Origin of the sequence: Lacrimispora sp. 38-1, assembly GCF_049890855.1 — a bacterium.
Lineage (GTDB): Bacteria > Bacillota > Clostridia > Lachnospirales > Lachnospiraceae > Lacrimispora.
Genome location: NZ_JBANEW010000058.1, coordinates 55845 through 74148, shown reverse-complemented (window position 1 = coordinate 74148; position 18304 = coordinate 55845). Strand labels below are relative to the sequence as shown.

Sequence of the window (18304 nt, the reverse complement as noted above, 5' to 3'; positions counted from 1 at the left end):
CTCCAATTATACGTCTGGGTCCTGTCTATTGTAGTATGATTCCAACCATAAGTCAAGATTCACTCTGGCAGTTGGAATATGGAATTTTTCCTGCTACGCCAAAAAAATCTCAGATAAGAGGCGGTGTGCCACTTCCTCTTTTGTCATCTTTTCAAGAGCGGTCTCCCTGTCCTTTGTAATGATGGTAACCACATTGGTATCCGTTCCGAATCCGGCGCCTTCCACTTTTAAATTATTTGCCACAATCATATCAATTTTTTTACGTTTCAGCTTTTCCCTGGAATTTTCCAGCATGTTCTCTGTTTCCATGGAGAAACCGCAGAGGAACTGTCCTTCCCGTTTGTGTTCTCCAAGCCATTTTAAAATATCTTCCGTCCGTTCCAGTTCCAGAGATAAGTCCCCGTCTTTTTTCTTGGTTTTTTCTGCATTCACATGCTTAGGACGATAATCTGCAACGGCTGCCGCTTTGATCACTGCATCCTGGTCCATTGCTTCATTTTTCACAGCTTCAAACATGTCTGCGGCGCTTTCCACCTCTATGACCTTCACAAAGGAAGGTTTTTTAATCTCCGTCTTTCCGGTTACGAGGGTGACAAAGGCTCCTCTTAAAGCTGCAGCCCTGGCTATTGCATATCCCATTTTTCCAGTGGAAAAATTAGTGATATAGCGGACCGGATCAAGGGCTTCCCTGGTTGGTCCTGCTGTAACGAGAATCCTCTTTCCTTCCAGATCTTTTTCATATCCTGCTTCTTTTTCGATGTATTCAAACAGTGTTTCCGGTTCCGGCATCTTACCTGCACCCACGTCTCCGCAGGCTAAATATCCCACTGCAGGAGTGATGACTTCCATTTCATAGGACTGACAGATTCTTATATTATCCTGTACAATGGGGTTCTCATACATGTTCGTGTTCATGGCAGGGGCAATGATTTTCTTACACTTACAAGCCAGGACTGTGGTGGTGAGCATATCATCTGCCAGACCATGGGCAAGCTTTGCAATTACATTGGCACTGGCTGGAGCAATCATCACCACATCCGCTAATTTAGCGATGGAAACATGCTCTACCTGAAACTGAAAATTACGGTCAAAGGTATCAACCAGGCATTTATTGCCGGTCAGGGATTCAAACGTAATGGGATTTATAAAATTAGTGGCACTCTCAGTCATGATTACATGGACGTTGCAGCCTTTTTTCACCAGCATGCTGGCAAGCCCGGCTGTTTTATAAGCAGCAATGCTTCCTGTAACGCCCAGAATTATATTTTTTCCTTTCAGCATAAAAGCCTCCGTTGTTTTTCCATTAAAAATATGATACTCTACAGTATAGCACAAGAAAAAAAAGTTGGAAAGGAGTTCTCTCCATGATTTTAGCCATCGATATCGGAAACAGCAATATCGTCATTGGCGGCATTGACAGCAGCAAAACTTATTTTGTTGAACGGGTGAACACCAATCACAGAAAAACAGAACTGGAATATGCCGTAAATATAAAGGACATTATGGATCTTAACGGTTTTTCGCTTTCCTCCATTGAAGGATCAATCGTATCCTCGGTTGTCCCTCCTCTCACAGAGGTAATCCTCTCTGCAGTGAGAAAACTGACGGGCAAAACACCTCTCCTTGTTGGCTCAGGAATGAAAACAGGCCTGAATATCAAGATGGATAACCCGAAGACAGTGGGAAGTGACTTGATCGTAGATGCCGTTGCCGCTCTTAAGAATTTTACACCTCCTATTATTGTGATTGATATGGGAACTGCAACTACCGTGTCCGTTATCGACCAGCAGGGGAATTTTACAGGAGGCATCATCTTCCCAGGTCTCAGGGTTTCACTGGATTCCTTAAGCAGCCGGGCTGCCCAGCTTCCTTATATCGGCCTGGATAAACCCGGCAGAATCATTGGTAAAAACACCATTGACAGCATGAAAAACGGCATTCTGTACGGCAATGCGGCCATGATTGACGGCATTATTGACCGGATGCAGGATGAGATACAGATGAAAGCCAGCCTTGTGGCAACGGGCGGTCTGGCATCATCGGTTATTTCCCTCTGCCGTCATAAAATACACTATGACGATGCTCTGCTGCTAAAAGGCCTGCAGATTTTATATGAAAAAAACAGATAAAATAAAAGCGCCCAAAAACTGGAAATAAATTTTAATTCGGCAATCGTATAAAAGCCCTCGAATAAGTACATCATTTCTATGTAAGAGATTAAAATGATGCGGAGGGAAAGATATGTCTGGATACAAAGTAGAGATTTGCGGCGTCAATACTTCCAAACTGCCTCTTCTGAGCAATGAGGAGAAGGAAGTTCTTTTCAAGCGGATACTTAACGGAGATAAAAAAGCCAGAGAAGATTACATCAGGGGAAACTTAAGACTGGTTCTCAGTGTCATACAGCGTTTTTCCGGCAGCAGCGAAAATGTGGACGATTTGTTTCAGATCGGCTGCATCGGTCTGATCAAGGCGATCGATAATTTCGATATTACGCAGAATGTCCGGTTTTCCACCTATGCAGTGCCCATGATACTGGGCGAGGTACGGCGTTATCTTCGGGATAATAACTCCATCCGTGTCAGCCGTTCCCTGCGTGATACTGCTTATAAAGCAATTTACGCCAAAGAAAACCTGATGAAAAAGAACTTAAAAGAACCCACTCTCATGGAAATAGCAGATGAAATCGGGGTCAGCAAGGAGGATATTACCTATGCTCTTGATGCGATTCAGAGCCCGGTAAGTTTATATGAGCCGGTTTACTCGGATGGGGGAGATCCTCTGTTTGTCATGGACCAGATCAGTGACAAGAAAAACCTGGAAGAAAACTGGGTTGAGGACATTTCTCTCAACGAGGCCATGAGAAGACTTCCGGAACGGGAACGTCATATTATCGATATGCGTTTCTTTGAAGGCAAGACGCAGACGGAAGTCGCGGAAGAGATCCATATCAGTCAGGCTCAGGTCAGCAGGCTGGAAAAAAACGCTCTTAAAACCATGAAAAACTATCTTTCATAAACAGCTTTACGTGATACTCACAAAGCATAAGCCCACCTTTTTCAAAGGCAGGCTTAGCTACATAATCTTTTATTCGAACCGCACAATTTCTTTTTTCAGCCTCTTCATAATTTTTTTCTCAAGCCTTGATATGTAAGATTGGGAAATGCCAAGTAAATCCGCCACTTCCTTCTGTGTCATTTCTTCCCCATCCTCATCGGAAAGGCCAAACCGCAGCTCCACGATCTTGCGCTCCCTGGGACTTAACCGGCTGATTGCAGTGTTCAGGAGATTTCTTTCAACCTCTGTTTCTAAATCTTTATATATTACATCCTCATCCGTACCAAGAATATCTGACAAAAGAAGCTCATTTCCATCCCAGTCCACGTTTAATGGCTCATCAATGGACACTTCCATTTTTGTCTTATTATTTCTTCTTAAATACATGAGTATCTCGTTTTCAATGCAGCGTGAAGCATAAGTTGCCAGTTTTATATTTTTAGTCGGATTAAAGGTATTGATCGCTTTAATCAGCCCGATGGTGCCAATGGATATTAAATCTTCAACACCAACACTGGTATTATCAAATTTTTTAGCAATATAAACGACCAGGCGGAGATTGTGTTCAATCAATTCTGATTTCGCTCTCTGGTCATCGTCTCCTCCAAGAAGTGCAATAATCTGGGCCTCCCTCTCATTATCCAGAGGCGCAGGCAGAATATCCGCACCTCCAATGTAATGGATCTCCCCCTGAGACGGCATCATCAATGTTCTGAATGTTGGAATTGCTTTAAACTGAAAACGATTTGGTACGGATACTTTTATAATCATGTCGACACTCTCTCCTTTACATCAATACAATTACTCATCGTGCAGCAGCATCTGATATTCTCCGCTTGAGGACAGCGCCTTTTTGCAGACAGCAATCAGAGGCTTTTCAATTATTTTTACATCATCTCCCTGACGTACCTCCATCTCGTCTAAAAAAATACCGGGCATGACTCCGTTTGATTTTCCCACGCTTTTGAAGGGGATATAAACCACCTCCGAAACGCTTTCACAGAGTTCCCGGACGGCTTCATAGGTCACAACGTGGACGGGACGGCGGCTTACCGGCTCATAAAGGCAGTTTCCTGTATCAAGAAGAGCCGTCACCCTCTTTTCCTTTCCTCTGTAATGCATGGTGACTTCATATATATTGCTCTTTGCTTTCCACAGACCCGGAAGCCATCGAAGCAATACACGAATCCCAAAATAGGACCCGGCTCCAAAAAAAATCAACTGGTAAAAAGGAATGGCCCTGCCTGTATTTCCTCTAAGAATCTGTTCTATATAATAGCCGGCCTTCGTATGCTGATATAGGAACTCCATAATTCCTCCTACAGCCACTGCAGCCAGATAAAGGGCTATTACTCCTTTTCCGATATCTTTGGGTCTTTTTAAGTCGAAAGCCGTCACTACCATCAGGGTACTGACTCCCAGATAAGTAACTGCCATCTCAGGCAAAACAGGCAGATATGGAAAAACAGCGGCAAACACGGCCCACGCTGCTCCCAAAGCTGCCCCCAGAATCAGCCTCCACCGGATCAGACGGTACTTCATTCCCCGTCTTACGATGGACAATACCAGAAAATCCATGGTAAAATTAATAAAGAACAAAACATCTATGTACAGGTTAAGTTCCGTTTCTGCGTTCACCTCCCGCCCTGTAGGAACATTATAGCCAGTTATCCATTCAGAATTTGTCAAAACCACGGAAAAAATTCCATATTTTCATCGTCTTTTTCCAACCTGCTGTGTCAGTTCCCGACAGTAATTTACAGACCGGATCTGATATTTTTGTCTTACTCTCACTTATCAGGGAATTGGAGACCCCAATCCCGGACAGCAAAAAAACAGCCGGACACAGTGGTTTTTTCTGTGTTCGACTGTTTTTTCATATAATATTAAATTGTCGATTTTTTATAAAATGATCAAGATAGCTGGGAAAGCCGTTCTTTAACCTGCTCCATCATCTGAGCATATTTCTCAAGCTTTGCCTTTTCTTCTTCGATCTTGGCCTCAGGCGCCTTGCTTACGAACTTCTCGTTGCTTAACATGGTGCGCACACGGGCCAGCTCCTTATCCAGACGTTCTTCTTCCTTCTTCAGGCGTTCAATTTCTTTCTCAACATCAACCAGCTCTGCAAACGGCATATAGATGACAGCCTGGTGAATCACTGCTGAAACTGCGTCTTCGCCGATCCCTGCCTTATCCTTCTGTATGCATACCTCGCCTGCATATCCGAGAGTAGCAAAAAATACTTTGCTTCGTTCAAAAATATCCAGAACGTCCTGATTTTCAGAAACTACGTATACCTTCGCCTTTTTACTTGGAGGAACATTCATGGAGGTTCTCACATTTCTGATACCTCTTACTGCCTCTTTAATGGTTTCTACCGCAAGTTCTTCCGCCTCAAATGCATATTCTTCCCTGTATTCCGGCCATTTTGATATCATGATTGATTCTTCTTCATCCTGAAGATTGCAGAAAATTTCCTCAGTCAGGAACGGCATATAGGGGTGAAGCAGCTTTAAGGAATTGATTAAAACAGTTTTTAATGTCCATACAGCTGCATTCTTTGTGGTATCTTCTTCATTCCACAGTCTTGGCTTCACCATCTCGATGTACCAGTCGCAGAATTCTTCCCAGATAAAATCATAAACCTTGGAAAGAGCGATTCCAAGCTCGTATTTATCCAGATTTTCTGTTACATCCCTGGCAAGAGTATTGGCTTTTGACAGGATCCACTTATCCGCCATGGTGAGTTCAGAAAGCTGTGCTTTTGCATCAGGAGCTTTTTCAATATTCATCATGATAAACCGGGATGCATTCCATACTTTATTGGCAAAATTTCTGCTTGCCTCTACCCGCTCCCAGTAAAATCGCATATCATTGCCAGGTGCATTTCCGGTAATCAGTGTCATTCTAAGGGCATCAGCGCCGTATTTATCGATGACTTCCAGAGGATCAATGCCGTTTCCCAGGGATTTGCTCATTTTTCTTCCCTCGGAATCTCTTACCAGTCCATGAATCAGCACAGTATGGAACGGAAGCTCCCCTGTCTGTTCGATTCCGGAGAATACCATGCGGATTACCCAGAAGAAAATAATATCATAGCCGGTTACAAGAACGCTGGTGGGATAGAAATACTTTAAATCTTCTGTATTTTCCGGCCAGCCAAGGGTTGAAAATGGCCAGAGAGCAGAGGAAAACCAGGTATCGAGAGTATCTTCATCCTGTGTGAAGTGAGTACCGCCGCACTTGGGACATACATCAGGAGAATCTTTGGAAACAATAATTTCATGACACTCATCACAATAATATGCAGGAATTCTGTGTCCCCACCAGAGCTGCCTGGAAATACACCAGTCCCGGATATTCTCCAGCCAGTGAAGATAGATCTTATCAAAACGCTCCGGAACGAATTTCAGTTCTCCGGTCTTTAATGCCTCGATAGCCGGTTTTGCCATCTCTTCCATTTTAACAAACCACTGCTGTTTCACCATAGGCTCTACCGTGGTTTTACAGCGGTCATGGGTACCGACTGCATGAGAATGGGGAACCACCTTAACCAGAAGGCCTGAATCCTCTAAGTCTTTTACAATGGCCTTTCTGGCTTCATAGCGCTCCATACCATTATATTTGCTGCCTGCAAGACAAATGGTAGCATCATCATTCATAATCGTAAGCTCAGGCAGTTGATGTCTTCTTCCCACTTCAAAGTCATTGGGGTCGTGAGCCGGGGTAATCTTAACGCAGCCGGTTCCGAATTCTTTGTCTACATAGGAATCCGCTATGACAGGAATCTCCCGTCCGGTAAGGGGAAGGATTAACATCTTACCAATTAAATCCTGGTAACGCTCATCATCAGGATTTACCGCAACTGCCGTATCGCCTAAGAGTGTTTCCGGTCTGGTAGTAGCAATTTCCACGTATCTGCCTTCCTCACCTGCAATCGGGTAGTTAATATGCCAGAAAAATCCATTCTGATCTTCATGTTCTACCTCAGCATCGGAAATAGAGGTCTGACAGACAGGACACCAGTTTACAATTCTGGAACCTTTATAGATATAGCCTTTTTTATACAGTCTGATGAAAACTTCCTGTACTGCCTCGGAACAGCCTTCATCCATGGTAAAACGCTCTCTGTCCCAGTCAGCAGATGACCCCATCTTGTGAAGCTGATTAATGATCCGGCTTCCGTAATCTTTTCTCCAGTCCCAGCATTTTTCCAAAAAGCCGTCCCGTCCTAAATCTGCCTTTTCAATCCCCTGCGCTCTTAAGCTTTCAATAACTTTTACTTCCGTCGCAATGGCTGCATGATCCGTACCCGGCTGCCACAGAGCCTCAAAGCCCTGCATCCTCTTATAGCGGATCAGAATATCCTGCATGGTATTATCAAGGGCATGCCCCATATGAAGATGACCGGTAATATTGGGCGGGGGCATCACAATGGTAAACGGTTTTTTATCCTTATCTGGTTTGGCATGGAAATACTTTTTGTCCAGCCATTTCTGATAAAGTTTGCCTTCAATCCCTGAAGGATCATAGGTTTTCTCCAACTCTTTCATAATCTTCTCCTTTATATCAATTCAGTATTTTGGAAAAACAAAAAGCCCTCTGCATCCGAAGACACAAAGGGCGAATAAACGCGGTACCACCTTTATTACGGCAGATTCTGCCATATCTTTAGAGCCTTTAACGGGGCCATGCGTGAAAGCTTACTTTATCATAAAACTTCAGCCTTCCGGTTCCGAAGCTACCTTCCGCAAACACTGCCTTAACCGTCTTTCAGCCTGCGGACGGTTTTCTCTTTCAGGGTTATGTGCGTACTCCTCTTCTTCAATACCTTTTCCTGTTATCTAGTATATGATAGAGGCTTTTTACCGTTTTGTCAAGACATAATATTGCGGTATTCCTTCTTCCACTTGGAAACCAGTTCTCCCGCTCCCTGGAAACGCTTAATGGGATCTTTCTGGAATAAGTCTTCCAGTTCAAGCAGGCTCTTTGCCTTCCCTGCCGTTTCATTTGCCATTTCCCGCTCTTTGATGCATATCTGCTTCAATTCCTCTGTCATAAGAGTTAAAAAGCGCTCTCCCGGTATCACAGAAGGATTCCACTGGCTTAAGTGGCAGATTTTTTTCAGTACCTCTTCGTTTCTGACAAGGTCAAATGATTTTTCATAGGCTTTGCAGGCCTTATCCATAAGAAACAGGCGGGCATAGGCAGCCCCTAAGTTATGATAGACTTTTGCCGTAAATCCGTCACTGCCTCTGTCTGCTCTAGCCATGTCAATAATTCTCAGATAAATAGATACTGCTTTGCCGTATTGCTTTTTAAGAAAAAGAAAATCAGCCTTTTCCTTTAACAGTTCTGACTGCGGCAGCCTGCGAAATGCAGCCAGCTGCTGACGAAACCGTCCCACTTCCGCAGCACTGTAATAATCACATTCATGAAGAATCATAGCCAGAAGCTCATCCTCATCTTCCCCGCTTTTTTGCCATTTCTCCAGCTTTGCCGCGAAAAAAGCCATATCTAAATCTTCCCGGATAAATTCCAGAAGACTTTCATCTATAAATCCATCTATTACGAGAAGGGGATGATTATAAATCACATAGCTGAGTTCCTGGGAAGAAAAAATCCGTATTCCCAGATATTCAAAGTAAAAGGGCCGCTTCACCGGTTCCTGCCGGCACAGAATGAGGCTCATAACATAACCTCCTGTCTGATGACTGCACCGGAAGCCGGAAACAGTTCTCCAAATCCCTTATCCCTTAAAACAACGGCCATGGTTTTCTCATCCAGGAATCCAAAACTGATTCCCAGGCGGGTCGTCCGGTCCGGACGATTGGGAAATCCCTCCAGAGCTATCTTAACCATCCTCTTTTGCTTGGGATCCATGGGTGTTACCATAAATTCCACATAATCCTGTTTATCCACAATTAAGTCCACGCTGCTTTTCGCCTCATACCAGTTATCACCTGCTGCTGCCACTATGAGCTGACTCTCCCGTTCCTTGTGAAGCACACGCAGGGAAACAGTGGAATGAAGATGACCTTCGCAGATACAGATAAATGGATATGCGGAGTTATCCTGTAAATAATCCATTCCTTTAAAAGCGGCACCTCTGGCAAACAGCTCCGGCTCCATATAAACCTTTCTTCTGGAACATAGCACTTTCATGGAATCCTTTGCCCAGTCATGGCGTTCAAACCCCTTTCCGGTTAAAAATACAGAAGAAAAGAGCTTTTTCTGCAAAAGCCGGTCAGCACAGGAGCTTAAGATTTTATCCGCCAGCTTTCCTCCGGAAGGTGTATCCAGAATATCCAGATTAAAGCTTTCTTCCAAAGCCTCATGCTCTGCAATCACCATCATTTTCCGAAGTCCTCTCTGGACCTTAAGCTCATGGTAATGAAACGAGTCCTCTGATAAATCAAATACTCCCACCTGGTTTCCCCATACTTCTTTTTTCTGGCTGAGTGCATAGTAAACAAAGCTTTCCGTATGGCTGATAATATGAACCCGCTCCCGTTCAATCCCCAGAGAGTCTGCACAATACATCAGCGCATCCATCAGCTTTCCATCCACTTTCTGCATGGTAATCACCAGCTGTTTAATCTCCTCACAGAAAAATTCTTCCATGGGGAGCTTTATGATTTTTTTCAAAAATAATTTTAGTAAGTCGAGACCATCATATTTCGTACCGCCAAGTGTTGCAGTCCCGTCTTTTCTTACCATTTTTATCAGCTTGTCCACAATTATACCTTCTCCCACAAGAGTATAGGCATAAGCTTCTTCTCCTATGTACCAGGCTTCTTCATCCTTTTTCTTGCAGATAACCGTAGGAATGCTCCATGATTTTTCTCTGTCATGGCAGCATATCCGGGTATAGGCATCACACAGATCAAGCCCTATTATCAGTCCGTCCATTGACATCCCCTTATCTTACATCAGTGAAAATATTTCTTCCGCAGCAGCATTTTTCTTTAAATACTCCTGCATCCGTTTTTTAAGCCCGGTTTCATCCTTTAAATTTAGAGACAGGCTCATTTCGTTTAAGCAGGCATATCTGCTGTCCGAATCTTTGGGGGTAACGCCTGCCTCGCAGCTGACGCTTCCCTCTTCCTTTAATACCCATGTTTCATCAATCAGCTCTTTTACCCGGTATTCCATGATTTCGCCTTCAAACAGTATTTTCTGTTTCACGAAAACACCCTGATACATACGGGTAATATCCTCACTGTGATACTCTTCCTCATCAGGAAGTATCCTGATTTCCAGTTCAATTTTCGAATCCCGTTCTGCGCAGTACTGAATCATCGCCTTATCCATGACATCCTCAGGCATGGGGATATACTTTGCCAGCTTTTTGTAGTACGGGAATACCAGACGTTCTTCCAGCAGCAGTGATACCATGCTTTTTAACAGCTCTTCCTGCGGCTCATCAATAGCAGGAAGCTCCGAATAATATCTGGTCAGTGCCAGTAAATAGATGGTAGGAAAACGGCCTTTCTGAGACGCCGCCTGTACGATTCCTTCCAGATAAGAAAAGACCTTTTCTTCCGGCTCTTTCCCATTCATAAAATAGTCGGTGCACTTTAAGGTGAAATATGCCTTTACAATGCTCTCACCAGGCTCTTTCCTACTCTGGTATAAATGAAAAACCTTATCCAGTCTTGAAATATCGCCGCTGAACATCATCTGGGCAGTCAGACGCTCTTCCAAATCATAGGTTTCCACATGAAGGGAAACTCCCTGCAGCAAAATACGGTACATCTGGCTGCTGAGACCATTGTAATGTTCACACAGATAATCCAGGAGAACGCTGTCGCTTTCTTCTTCTAAAAAGGCGGTATATGCCAGATGGAGTAAAAGCGGATCCTCACGGAATAAATTCTTAAGAATCATCTCCGTACACAGCTTATGAAGCTGCCTGGAACTGATTCCTTCCCCGCCAAAATCCCGGATCATCAGGTAAGCTTCCTCCATGTAATTGTTGTGAATCAGCGTATCACAGACTCCGGCCCGTTCCTGTCTGGAGAGAACCTTTTTATCAAGCTTCAGTAAATATCCGGCTCCGGCTCCCTCTCCCTGCTCCGGCGCAGTTTCTGTCTGCTTTTGATAATATTCAATGACTCTTGATAACAAAAGCTTCTGGTAATAGGGACGCAGATTTGGATCCTCCAGTGTGCTTTCCAGAATGCCCACTTCTCTGGCGTCTCTCGCACCGCGGGCCAGAATCTCGTCACAGACCCGAAGGCGAAGCATGGAATGTTCCGGAAACAGTTCAAAACATCTCTCCTCCAGCTCGTTTCGTTCCATCACCGGATCCTTTTTGTATGATATATTGGCGTACCGGTTTCCATATGCATCCTGAAAAAGCAGAATGCTGTGTTCAGAAAAAAGAGGGACATAGGCTACGCCGTCATTTAAAAGAAACGCATCTTCCTGCGTCATTTCTTCATAACAGACAATGACATACTTCATTTTTTTATTGCTGCATTCCACCCGGTAGGAGCGCAGAATGGAAGGAAGCACTTTTGCCATAGATAAATCCACGACTTCCTTTAACACCATCCGCTCATAGATTGCAGCCAGGTAATTGTCAATCCTTGACTCGAAAAGCTGCTCCGTCGCAAACTTTTCAATTACCCGCTCATAAGCCTGATAAAGGGGATCAGAAGGTTCTAAATATACAAGAACATTCTTATAAAGAACACTTCTGCTGTAAAGATCCAGTTCGCTGCCTCCGTAGGAAAAATAAAGAAGCACTTCTTTGGGAAGCAGATAGCAGTAATTCTTAGGCAGCGCATAAATAAAATATTCATAAAGCCTGGTCAGGCTGATTCCTGCCCTGATTCCCTTCTCATACCAGGAAAAAGCTTCCGAATTACGGCACTCTCCTTTGATCAGCAGGGAACAGATAGCCTCTAATACCTCTTTTTCAGATGTCTCTTTATAAAGCCTGCAAAGCATCCGGTAATGCAGCCGGTTATAATGCCTGGCAGTGAGAGTGAGTCTGCAAATCTGTGATGCCAGTCTTTTCCCGATGAGCCCTTTCCCCGCAGCAGAAAACAGGATCTGAAGCTCCATGGGACCAATGCCCCGCATCAGCTCCGGCGCACTGTTTAATACTTTGCAGCCCCATACATAGAAAAAGGGGCTTCTTACCCCTGCTTCGTATTGACGCCTGAGCGTTGCCAGTAATGCCGGAGGATTTTCAAGTAACCGGCTGTCTGTTTTAACAAGAAGTCCAAATATATAAAACAGGCGATGATCCTCTTCCAGATATTTTTTCATCAGACGTACGAGCGATTCCCGCTGGTACTCATCGGGCTGAATCTCCAGCCGCAGATACTGGTAATAGCAGTAAATCTCCTTCTTCTCCTGTCTTTCTGAAAGAATCTCATCCCTGCTTTCATCAAGGAAAAGTGCTGCTTTCGATTTCTCTCCGGCAAACAGGCAGCATTCTGCACGAAGCAGCTTTAAAAGACCCGACTCCCCCTTCATCAGTTCGATTTCATCAAGTGCCTTTTCCATCTCTCCACACAGAGACTCTGCACGTTCTTTCCCTGTCTCCGCCTCCAGGCGAAGCCGCAAAAATCGGCCGAATGCCTCTTTTGCAAAGGCGTCCTCCGCCGATATTCCTCCTCCCGGGTTGCTTACCGATATTACCGGTACCAGGAAACACTCTTCCACTCCGTTTATCTGAATTCTGCCATAATTTTCTCCCTGGTGCATACGCTCCGGGTGTACAACAAAAGGCAGCTCACATATATCATCTTCAAAATCCTGTTCGCCAATGGTCTTCTTTGGCAGCTCTATAAAATCACAGTCTGCTGTCACTTCCAGGCTGATGCAGCCCCAGCAGCTGCGCCTGATTTCGATCCAGTCCCTGACAGCATCCTCCAGTTCTCCATATCTGCGCTCTCCGGTATCCACCGATAACTCCACCGGCTTTTTTACCTTTAAAGCCACAAGAAACTCTTCCAGTTCCTTTCTTCTGTCAGGCCTGCCCTTTAATCCGTCATAAACTGCTCTTACATGAAGATCATTCATAAACGGAGCGGTAACAAAATCGCGGTACTCAAACAAACGAAGAGCTGTATCCATATCTTTTTTTGCAGTATCTGCAAAATTCTCTGCTGTCGTTAAATCACTCAGTGCCTTTCCTGACGTGCCAAGCTCTACACGAAACGAATAAGGGACTTCCTTCTCGCCGCCATTGGTAACCAGATAAAAAGATCCCTCAATCACATCCCCGTCTTCCATGAAACTTCCGTTAATCTCATAGACCAGATGATTGTATGTACCCCCGAACGACCCGCTTATCATCCGGACGCGGTAGTTAGAGGAATATGCAAGCCCTTTTATGTGCAGGTTATTCTCACTGGTAACGACAAGTTCCCGTCTCGTGGCTCCGCCCGAACGCACCACATCATCAATTCCCGATGGGGTAACCTTAATCTTTGGAATTTCTGAATCAATGATGCCCTTTGCCAGCCTGTTGATTCGTTCTCTCATAGTACCACCTGTATGTTCAATTTCCTTATGTTTTTCGTTTACTTCATTTGAATTACTCTATATTCTAACATATTTTCTATTGATTTAAAACCCTAAAATTGGTATGATAAATAAAAACTGTTGAAAAAAGGACAAACTCATTATGACGACCAACGAGAAAGCATTATTGCTTCATGAGAAATGGGGCGGAAAGCTGGAAATAACTTCCAAGGCAGCAGTAAAAAGCAGGGAAGATTTAGCCCTCGCATATACCCCCGGAGTAGCGGAGCCCTGCAGGGTGATTGCGGATAATCCTGAAGCCGCCTATCAATATACCATCAAATCCAACACCATCGCCGTTGTATCCGACGGCAGCGCTGTTTTAGGCCTTGGTAACATCGGCCCGCTAGCAGCCATGCCGGTGATGGAAGGCAAAGCAGTATTATTCAAGGAATTCGGCGGGGTCAATGCCATTCCCATCTGCCTGGACACACAGGATACGGAAGAGATTATTAAGACCGTTGCTGCCATTGCTCCTGCTTTTGGCGGAATTAATCTTGAGGACATATCTGCACCCAGATGCTTTGAGATTGAAGAGCGGTTAAAGAAGCTCCTTTCCATTCCCGTCTTTCATGATGACCAGCATGGTACTGCAATCGTAGTCCTTGCAGGAGTGATCAATGCACTGAAAGTGACAGGGAAAAAGAAAGAGGACTGCCGCGTGGTAGTAAACGGCGCAGGCTCTGCCGGCATTGCCATCACCAGACTTTTACTGTCTTACGGATTTTCACATATCGTCCTCTGTGACCGGGCAGGAATTCTTTTTAAGGGGATGGAAGGTTTAAACTGGATGCAGGAAAAGATGATGGATACCACGAATAAAGAACGGCAGACAGGAAGCCTTGCCGACGCCATGAAGGGGGCCGATATCTTTATCGGTGTCTCAGCTCCCGGAATTGTAACAGAGGAGATGGTTTCCTCCATGAATTCCGATTCCATTCTCTTTGCCATGGCAAATCCGGTTCCGGAGATCATGCCGGACCTGGCGAAAAAGGCAGGTGCCAGAGTCGTTGGTACAGGCAGATCCGATTTTCCAAATCAGGTGAATAACGTAGTTGTCTTCCCGGGTATTTTTAAAGGTGCGCTGGAGGGAAGAGCTGCTGCCATTACAGAAGAGATGAAGCTTGCTGCTGCAGAGGCCATCGCAGGCCTGGTAGCACCTTCCGAAATAAATGAAGACAATATCCTGCCGGAGGCTTTTGATCCCCGTGTGGCAGATGTTGTCAGCCGGGCGGTGAAAGACCATATCCGGTAATAGAAAGATGGAGGTTATCCGATGCTCTCAGAACCCATGACACTTTATAAGCTGATGATTCTATACATGTTGAAGCAGGTTAACTTCCCCCTGACCAGTGCACAATTATCTAACTTTTTTCTGGAGCATGAATATACCACATATTTTACGTTGAATCAGGCATTGAATGAACTATTAGAGGCAAGACTGCTGCATGTGGAGACCAATCACAACAGCAGCCGGTATGATATTACAAGAGAAGGGGAGGAGACTCTCTCTTTCTTCGGCAATAAGATTTCACCGGCTATTGTCCATGACATGGATGAATATTTAAAAGAAAACAAGTTCCGTCTCCGCAATGAAGTGGGTGTGACGGCAGATTACTATAAATCTACAAGCCAGGACTACATTGTTCACTGCGAGGTAAGAGAAGGCAAGAACTGTCTGATTAATCTGGAGCTGTCCGTTCCCGATAAGGATCAGGCAGAAATCATGTGTGACCACTGGAAATTAAAAAGTCAGGAAATCTATGCATTTGCCATGAAATCATTGATGAGCGGATCGTAAATTTTCTGTCAGCAGATCTGATTAAGGGGGAATTCGTTTGAAGAAAGTTCCGGTTAAAAAAACATGGTATCACTCTGTTTCTGACCACTATAAGTCTTTGAAGCTGCAGCACAAAAAGAAGATGTTCCGATTAAAAGCCAAATTGTTTCTCACTGTTTTTCTTCCATTATTAATTCTGGTATTGGGGGCCGAAGTGCTCCGTACCTTCATTCGGATCAAGATACGGAACCTTTTTTCCCGTCCCCTTCCGAAAGACTGATCACATGAGGCGGCTGTATTAAGCCGCCCTTTTTTTGTGTTATACAATATTTCTTTCCTCTCCCCGCAGATAAGAGACGATGTTTTCGTACACCTCATAAAGGCACCTTCTTCTGGCCTCAACCGTGGCCCATGCGATATGGGGAGTAATAATCAGTTTTGTACTGTCTTTCATCTGCAAAAGGGGATTATCCGGCAGCATGGGCTCTGCACTGATTACATCAAGCCCTGCTCCTCCGATCTCTCCGTTTTCCAGTGCTTTTAAAAGGGCTTCTTCCCTGATAATATTTCCCCTGCCCAGATTCAGCAGTACCGCAGATTTTTTCATCTTTTTCAAGGCATCTTCATCAATTAAATATTCTGTGGCAGAATTTAACGGAGCATGAATGGATATGATATCCGACTCATGTAACAAGACATCAAAATCAACACGCTCCCAGCTGGAATTCGTATTTTTACCGGAGGTGGAATAATAAATCACTCTGCAGCCGAAGGCTTCTGCCACCCGGGCCACCCCTCTTCCAATCTCTCCAAGTCCGATAATTCCCCAGGTCTTTCCAAAAAGTTCATTGAATTTCATATCAAATCTGCTGAATATATCGCTGGCTGCGTATTCACCTGATTTCACAAAATGATCATAATACGAAAGCTTCTCATAGACATAAAACAGCAATGCAAAGGTGTGCTGAACCACAGACCGGGTGGAATAGCCCTTCACATTGGTGACTGCTATCTTTCTTCTTCTAACATAATCAAAGTCAACGGTATTGGTCCCGGTAGCCGTCAGACAGATCAGCTTCACATGCTCTGCATATTTTAGTGTTTCTTCATTCATGGGGATCTTATTTACCACAATGATATCCGCATCTCTGACCCGTTCCTGATTATACTCCGGCTCCGATTTATTATATTTCACCACTTCTCCCAGATCATAAAACGGGGAATAATCCACATCATCTCCCAGAGTATCAGTTTCCATAAATACTAGTTTCATAAGAACCTCCTTTCAGTCAATTCTTCTTTTTTATCTTCCAGTATATCAAAAAGGAGCCTGCTCCACAACTGATCTTTCAGTCATTTTGCAACAGCTCCTTCTGCTTCTATCCCTGCATAAACCGGGTTAAGAATTCCTTTGTTGAGTTTTTCCGGGGATTTCCGAATATATCTGCAGGTGCTCCCTCTTCTTCAATCACGCCTCCTGCCATATAAACCACATGGTTGGACACATCTCTTGCAAAAGCCATCTCATGTGTTACGATGATCATGGTAAGACCTTCCTTTGCAAGTGTTCTCATAACTGCAAGAACCTCTCCAACCATCTGGGGATCCAGAGCGGAAGTCGGTTCATCAAACAGCAGAACCTCCGGTTCCATGGCAAGTGCTCTGGCAATTGCCACTCTCTGCTTCTGTCCGCCTGAGAGCTGCCTTGGTTTGGCGTTGATATAAGGAGCCATTCCAACCTTCTCCAAAAACATCATCGCCTTCTTTTTCGCTTCTTCTTTATCCTTCTTTAAAACCTTCACCTGGCCTACCATACAGTTATCCAGTACGGTCATATTATTAAAGAGATTAAAGTTCTGAAACACCATACCGACTTTGGTCCGGTATTCGGGCACGTTCATCTTTCTGTCAGTGATATCCACATCATGATATAAAATCTCACCGGTAGTAGGGGTTTCCAAAAGATTGATACAGCGTAAAAGAGTGGACTTTCCGGAGCCGGATGCTCCGATAATGCAGGTCACATCTCCTGCATTTACATTGAAATCAATATCTCTTAAAACCACATTGGTTCCAAATGTCTTACTTAAATGACGAATTTTTAATACATTGCTGTCAGCCATTTATTTACCCTCCTTCTCTTTCGGATCCGGAAATTTTACCATTCCGCTGGTATAAGCTAACGTATCTGTGGTCGCCAGATCGTAGCTGTCCGGTCCATCCATCTTTTTCTCCCAGTGGCGGAGAATTCTGGAACAGGTAAAGGTCAGGACAAAGTAAATTACCATGGTAATGGTAAATGCTTCGAAATAGGTATAGTAAGCTCCTGCCACACCCTTAGTCGCGTAAAACAGCTCCACGACCCCGATGACAGAAAGCACACAGGTATCCTTAATATTGATGATTAAGTTATTGCCGATCTGGGGCATGATGTTGCGCAGCGCCTGGGGCATGATAACATTTAACATCGTCTGGTAATGGGTCATGCCAATGGCTTTTGCTCCTTCGGTCTGACCCGGATCAATGGAAAGAATTCCGCCTCTGACAGTCTCTGCCATATATGCTCCGGTATTGATGGAGACAATAAAATAGGAGGCAAATACAATGGACATATTAATTCCAAAAAGCGCGGAAGATCCATAAAAGATAAACATGGCCTGAACCATCATAGGGGTTCCGCGGAATACCTCCACATAGACATTTAAAATAAATTTGATTCCTTTAATCAGTACCTTTTTAAACAGATTATCCTGCTTTGATTCCGGGGTTGTCTGAATAATTCCCACAGCAAAGCCAATCACACAGCCGATCAGCGTACCCAAAACGGCGATCGCCATTGTTTTGCCGGCCCCTGCTAAAAAGGACGGACCATAATTTTGCAGTATAAATACGATTCTTCCAAAAAAATCTGACGGCAAAGAC

15 protein-coding genes and 1 other annotated feature are annotated in these 18304 nt (G+C 44.4%); of the genes, 5 read left to right on the top strand and 10 right to left on the bottom strand.

All coding sequences use genetic code 11. The annotated features are described in order from the left end of the window. Nucleotides 1-93: 93 nt before the first annotated feature. Nucleotides 94-1281, bottom strand: a complete 1188-nt coding sequence (gene coaBC, locus V7D18_RS15920) for a bifunctional phosphopantothenoylcysteine decarboxylase/phosphopantothenate--cysteine ligase CoaBC (protein WP_426155538.1) — start codon at nucleotides 1279-1281, stop codon at nucleotides 94-96. An 83-nt stretch (nucleotides 1282-1364) separates the two neighbouring features. On the opposite strand from coaBC, the gene V7D18_RS15915 reads away from it, so the two are divergent. Further along, nucleotides 1365-2129, top strand: coding sequence for a type III pantothenate kinase (locus tag V7D18_RS15915; RefSeq protein WP_426155536.1), 765 nt, complete (start codon nucleotides 1365-1367; stop codon nucleotides 2127-2129). 112 nt (nucleotides 2130-2241) lie between these two features. Further along, on the top strand, nucleotides 2242-3018 hold the full coding sequence (gene sigG, locus V7D18_RS15910; protein ID WP_104439381.1) for an RNA polymerase sporulation sigma factor SigG: 777 nt from the start codon (nucleotides 2242-2244) through the stop codon (nucleotides 3016-3018). Between the two features lie 69 nt (nucleotides 3019-3087). Here sigG and sigE read toward each other — a convergent pair whose 3' ends face one another. The 6 genes from sigE to V7D18_RS15880 all read right to left on the bottom strand — a co-directional run bounded on the left by sigE (nucleotide 3088) and on the right by V7D18_RS15880 (nucleotide 13563). After that, on the bottom strand, nucleotides 3088-3828 hold the full coding sequence (gene sigE, locus V7D18_RS15905; protein ID WP_426155534.1) for an RNA polymerase sporulation sigma factor SigE: 741 nt from the start codon (nucleotides 3826-3828) through the stop codon (nucleotides 3088-3090). Nucleotides 3829-3858: 30 nt separating this feature from the next. Beyond that, nucleotides 3859-4695: a sigma-E processing peptidase SpoIIGA gene (locus V7D18_RS15900; RefSeq protein ID WP_426155532.1), complete on the bottom strand. Its 837-nt coding sequence runs from the start codon at nucleotides 4693-4695 to the stop codon at nucleotides 3859-3861. 275 nt (nucleotides 4696-4970) lie between these two features. Then, entirely contained in the window at nucleotides 4971-7610 is a 2640-nt protein-coding gene (locus tag V7D18_RS15895; protein WP_426155530.1) for a valine--tRNA ligase, read from the bottom strand. Nucleotides 7611-7673: 63 nt separating this feature from the next. Then, nucleotides 7674-7894: a binding site (T-box leader), on the bottom strand. A 39-nt stretch (nucleotides 7895-7933) separates the two neighbouring features. After that, nucleotides 7934-8749: a tetratricopeptide repeat protein gene (locus tag V7D18_RS15890; protein WP_426155529.1), complete on the bottom strand. Its 816-nt coding sequence runs from the start codon at nucleotides 8747-8749 to the stop codon at nucleotides 7934-7936. Beyond that, a complete protein-coding gene (locus tag V7D18_RS15885) occupies nucleotides 8746-9969 on the bottom strand; it encodes a DUF5716 family protein (RefSeq protein WP_426155527.1) in 1224 nt (407 codons plus the stop codon). Before V7D18_RS15885 ends, V7D18_RS15890 begins: the two co-directional genes overlap by 4 nt. 15 nt (nucleotides 9970-9984) lie before the next feature. Beyond that, nucleotides 9985-13563: a DUF5717 family protein gene (locus V7D18_RS15880; protein ID WP_426155525.1), complete on the bottom strand. Its 3579-nt coding sequence runs from the start codon at nucleotides 13561-13563 to the stop codon at nucleotides 9985-9987. A gap of 142 nt (nucleotides 13564-13705) precedes the next feature. Between V7D18_RS15880 and V7D18_RS15875 the strand changes: the two genes are divergently transcribed. Genes V7D18_RS15875 through V7D18_RS15865 form a run of 3 tightly spaced genes read left to right on the top strand, consistent with a single transcriptional unit; the run spans nucleotide 13706 to nucleotide 15662 of the window. After that, the gene (locus V7D18_RS15875; protein ID WP_426155523.1) at nucleotides 13706-14857 is read left to right on the top strand and encodes an NAD(P)-dependent malic enzyme; all 1152 of its coding nucleotides are present in this window, start codon (nucleotides 13706-13708) and stop codon (nucleotides 14855-14857) included. Nucleotides 14858-14878: 21 nt separating this feature from the next. Next, nucleotides 14879-15403, top strand: coding sequence for a DUF4364 family protein (locus V7D18_RS15870; protein WP_117418143.1), 525 nt, complete (start codon nucleotides 14879-14881; stop codon nucleotides 15401-15403). Nucleotides 15404-15440: 37 nt separating this feature from the next. Beyond that, entirely contained in the window at nucleotides 15441-15662 is a 222-nt protein-coding gene (locus tag V7D18_RS15865; RefSeq protein ID WP_426155521.1) for a hypothetical protein, read from the top strand. A gap of 39 nt (nucleotides 15663-15701) precedes the next feature. Here the strand turns inward: V7D18_RS15865 and V7D18_RS15860 are convergent, their stop codons facing one another. From V7D18_RS15860 to V7D18_RS15850, 3 genes are all read right to left on the bottom strand, one after another. After that, nucleotides 15702-16655, bottom strand: coding sequence for a D-2-hydroxyacid dehydrogenase (locus tag V7D18_RS15860; RefSeq protein WP_426155519.1), 954 nt, complete (start codon nucleotides 16653-16655; stop codon nucleotides 15702-15704). A 106-nt stretch (nucleotides 16656-16761) separates the two neighbouring features. After that, nucleotides 16762-17505: an amino acid ABC transporter ATP-binding protein gene (locus tag V7D18_RS15855; protein WP_426155518.1), complete on the bottom strand. Its 744-nt coding sequence runs from the start codon at nucleotides 17503-17505 to the stop codon at nucleotides 16762-16764. Further along, nucleotides 17506-18300: an amino acid ABC transporter permease gene (locus tag V7D18_RS15850; protein ID WP_426155829.1), complete on the bottom strand. Its 795-nt coding sequence runs from the start codon at nucleotides 18298-18300 to the stop codon at nucleotides 17506-17508. Between the last annotated feature and the right edge of the window lie 4 nt (nucleotides 18301-18304).

Bases quoted from the DNA above. Each gene is read 5' to 3' on its own strand.
- coaBC (WP_426155538.1), bottom strand. From the start codon at position 1,281: ATGCTGAAAGGAAAAAATATAATTCTGGGCGTTACAGGAAGCATTGCT.
- V7D18_RS15915 (WP_426155536.1), top strand. From the start codon at position 1,365: ATGATTTTAGCCATCGATATCGGAAACAGCAATATCGTCATTGGCGGC.
- sigG (WP_104439381.1), top strand. From the start codon at position 2,242: ATGTCTGGATACAAAGTAGAGATTTGCGGCGTCAATACTTCCAAACTG.
- sigE (WP_426155534.1), bottom strand. From the start codon at position 3,828: ATGATTATAAAAGTATCCGTACCAAATCGTTTTCAGTTTAAAGCAATT.
- V7D18_RS15895 (WP_426155530.1), bottom strand. From the start codon at position 7,610: ATGAAAGAGTTGGAGAAAACCTATGATCCTTCAGGGATTGAAGGCAAA.
- V7D18_RS15890 (WP_426155529.1), bottom strand. From the start codon at position 8,749: ATGAGCCTCATTCTGTGCCGGCAGGAACCGGTGAAGCGGCCCTTTTAC.
- V7D18_RS15885 (WP_426155527.1), bottom strand. From the start codon at position 9,969: ATGGACGGACTGATAATAGGGCTTGATCTGTGTGATGCCTATACCCGG.
- V7D18_RS15880 (WP_426155525.1), bottom strand. From the start codon at position 13,563: ATGAGAGAACGAATCAACAGGCTGGCAAAGGGCATCATTGATTCAGAA.
- V7D18_RS15875 (WP_426155523.1), top strand. From the start codon at position 13,706: ATGACGACCAACGAGAAAGCATTATTGCTTCATGAGAAATGGGGCGGA.
- V7D18_RS15870 (WP_117418143.1), top strand. From the start codon at position 14,879: ATGCTCTCAGAACCCATGACACTTTATAAGCTGATGATTCTATACATG.
- V7D18_RS15860 (WP_426155519.1), bottom strand. From the start codon at position 16,655: ATGAAACTAGTATTTATGGAAACTGATACTCTGGGAGATGATGTGGAT.
- V7D18_RS15855 (WP_426155518.1), bottom strand. From the start codon at position 17,505: ATGGCTGACAGCAATGTATTAAAAATTCGTCATTTAAGTAAGACATTT.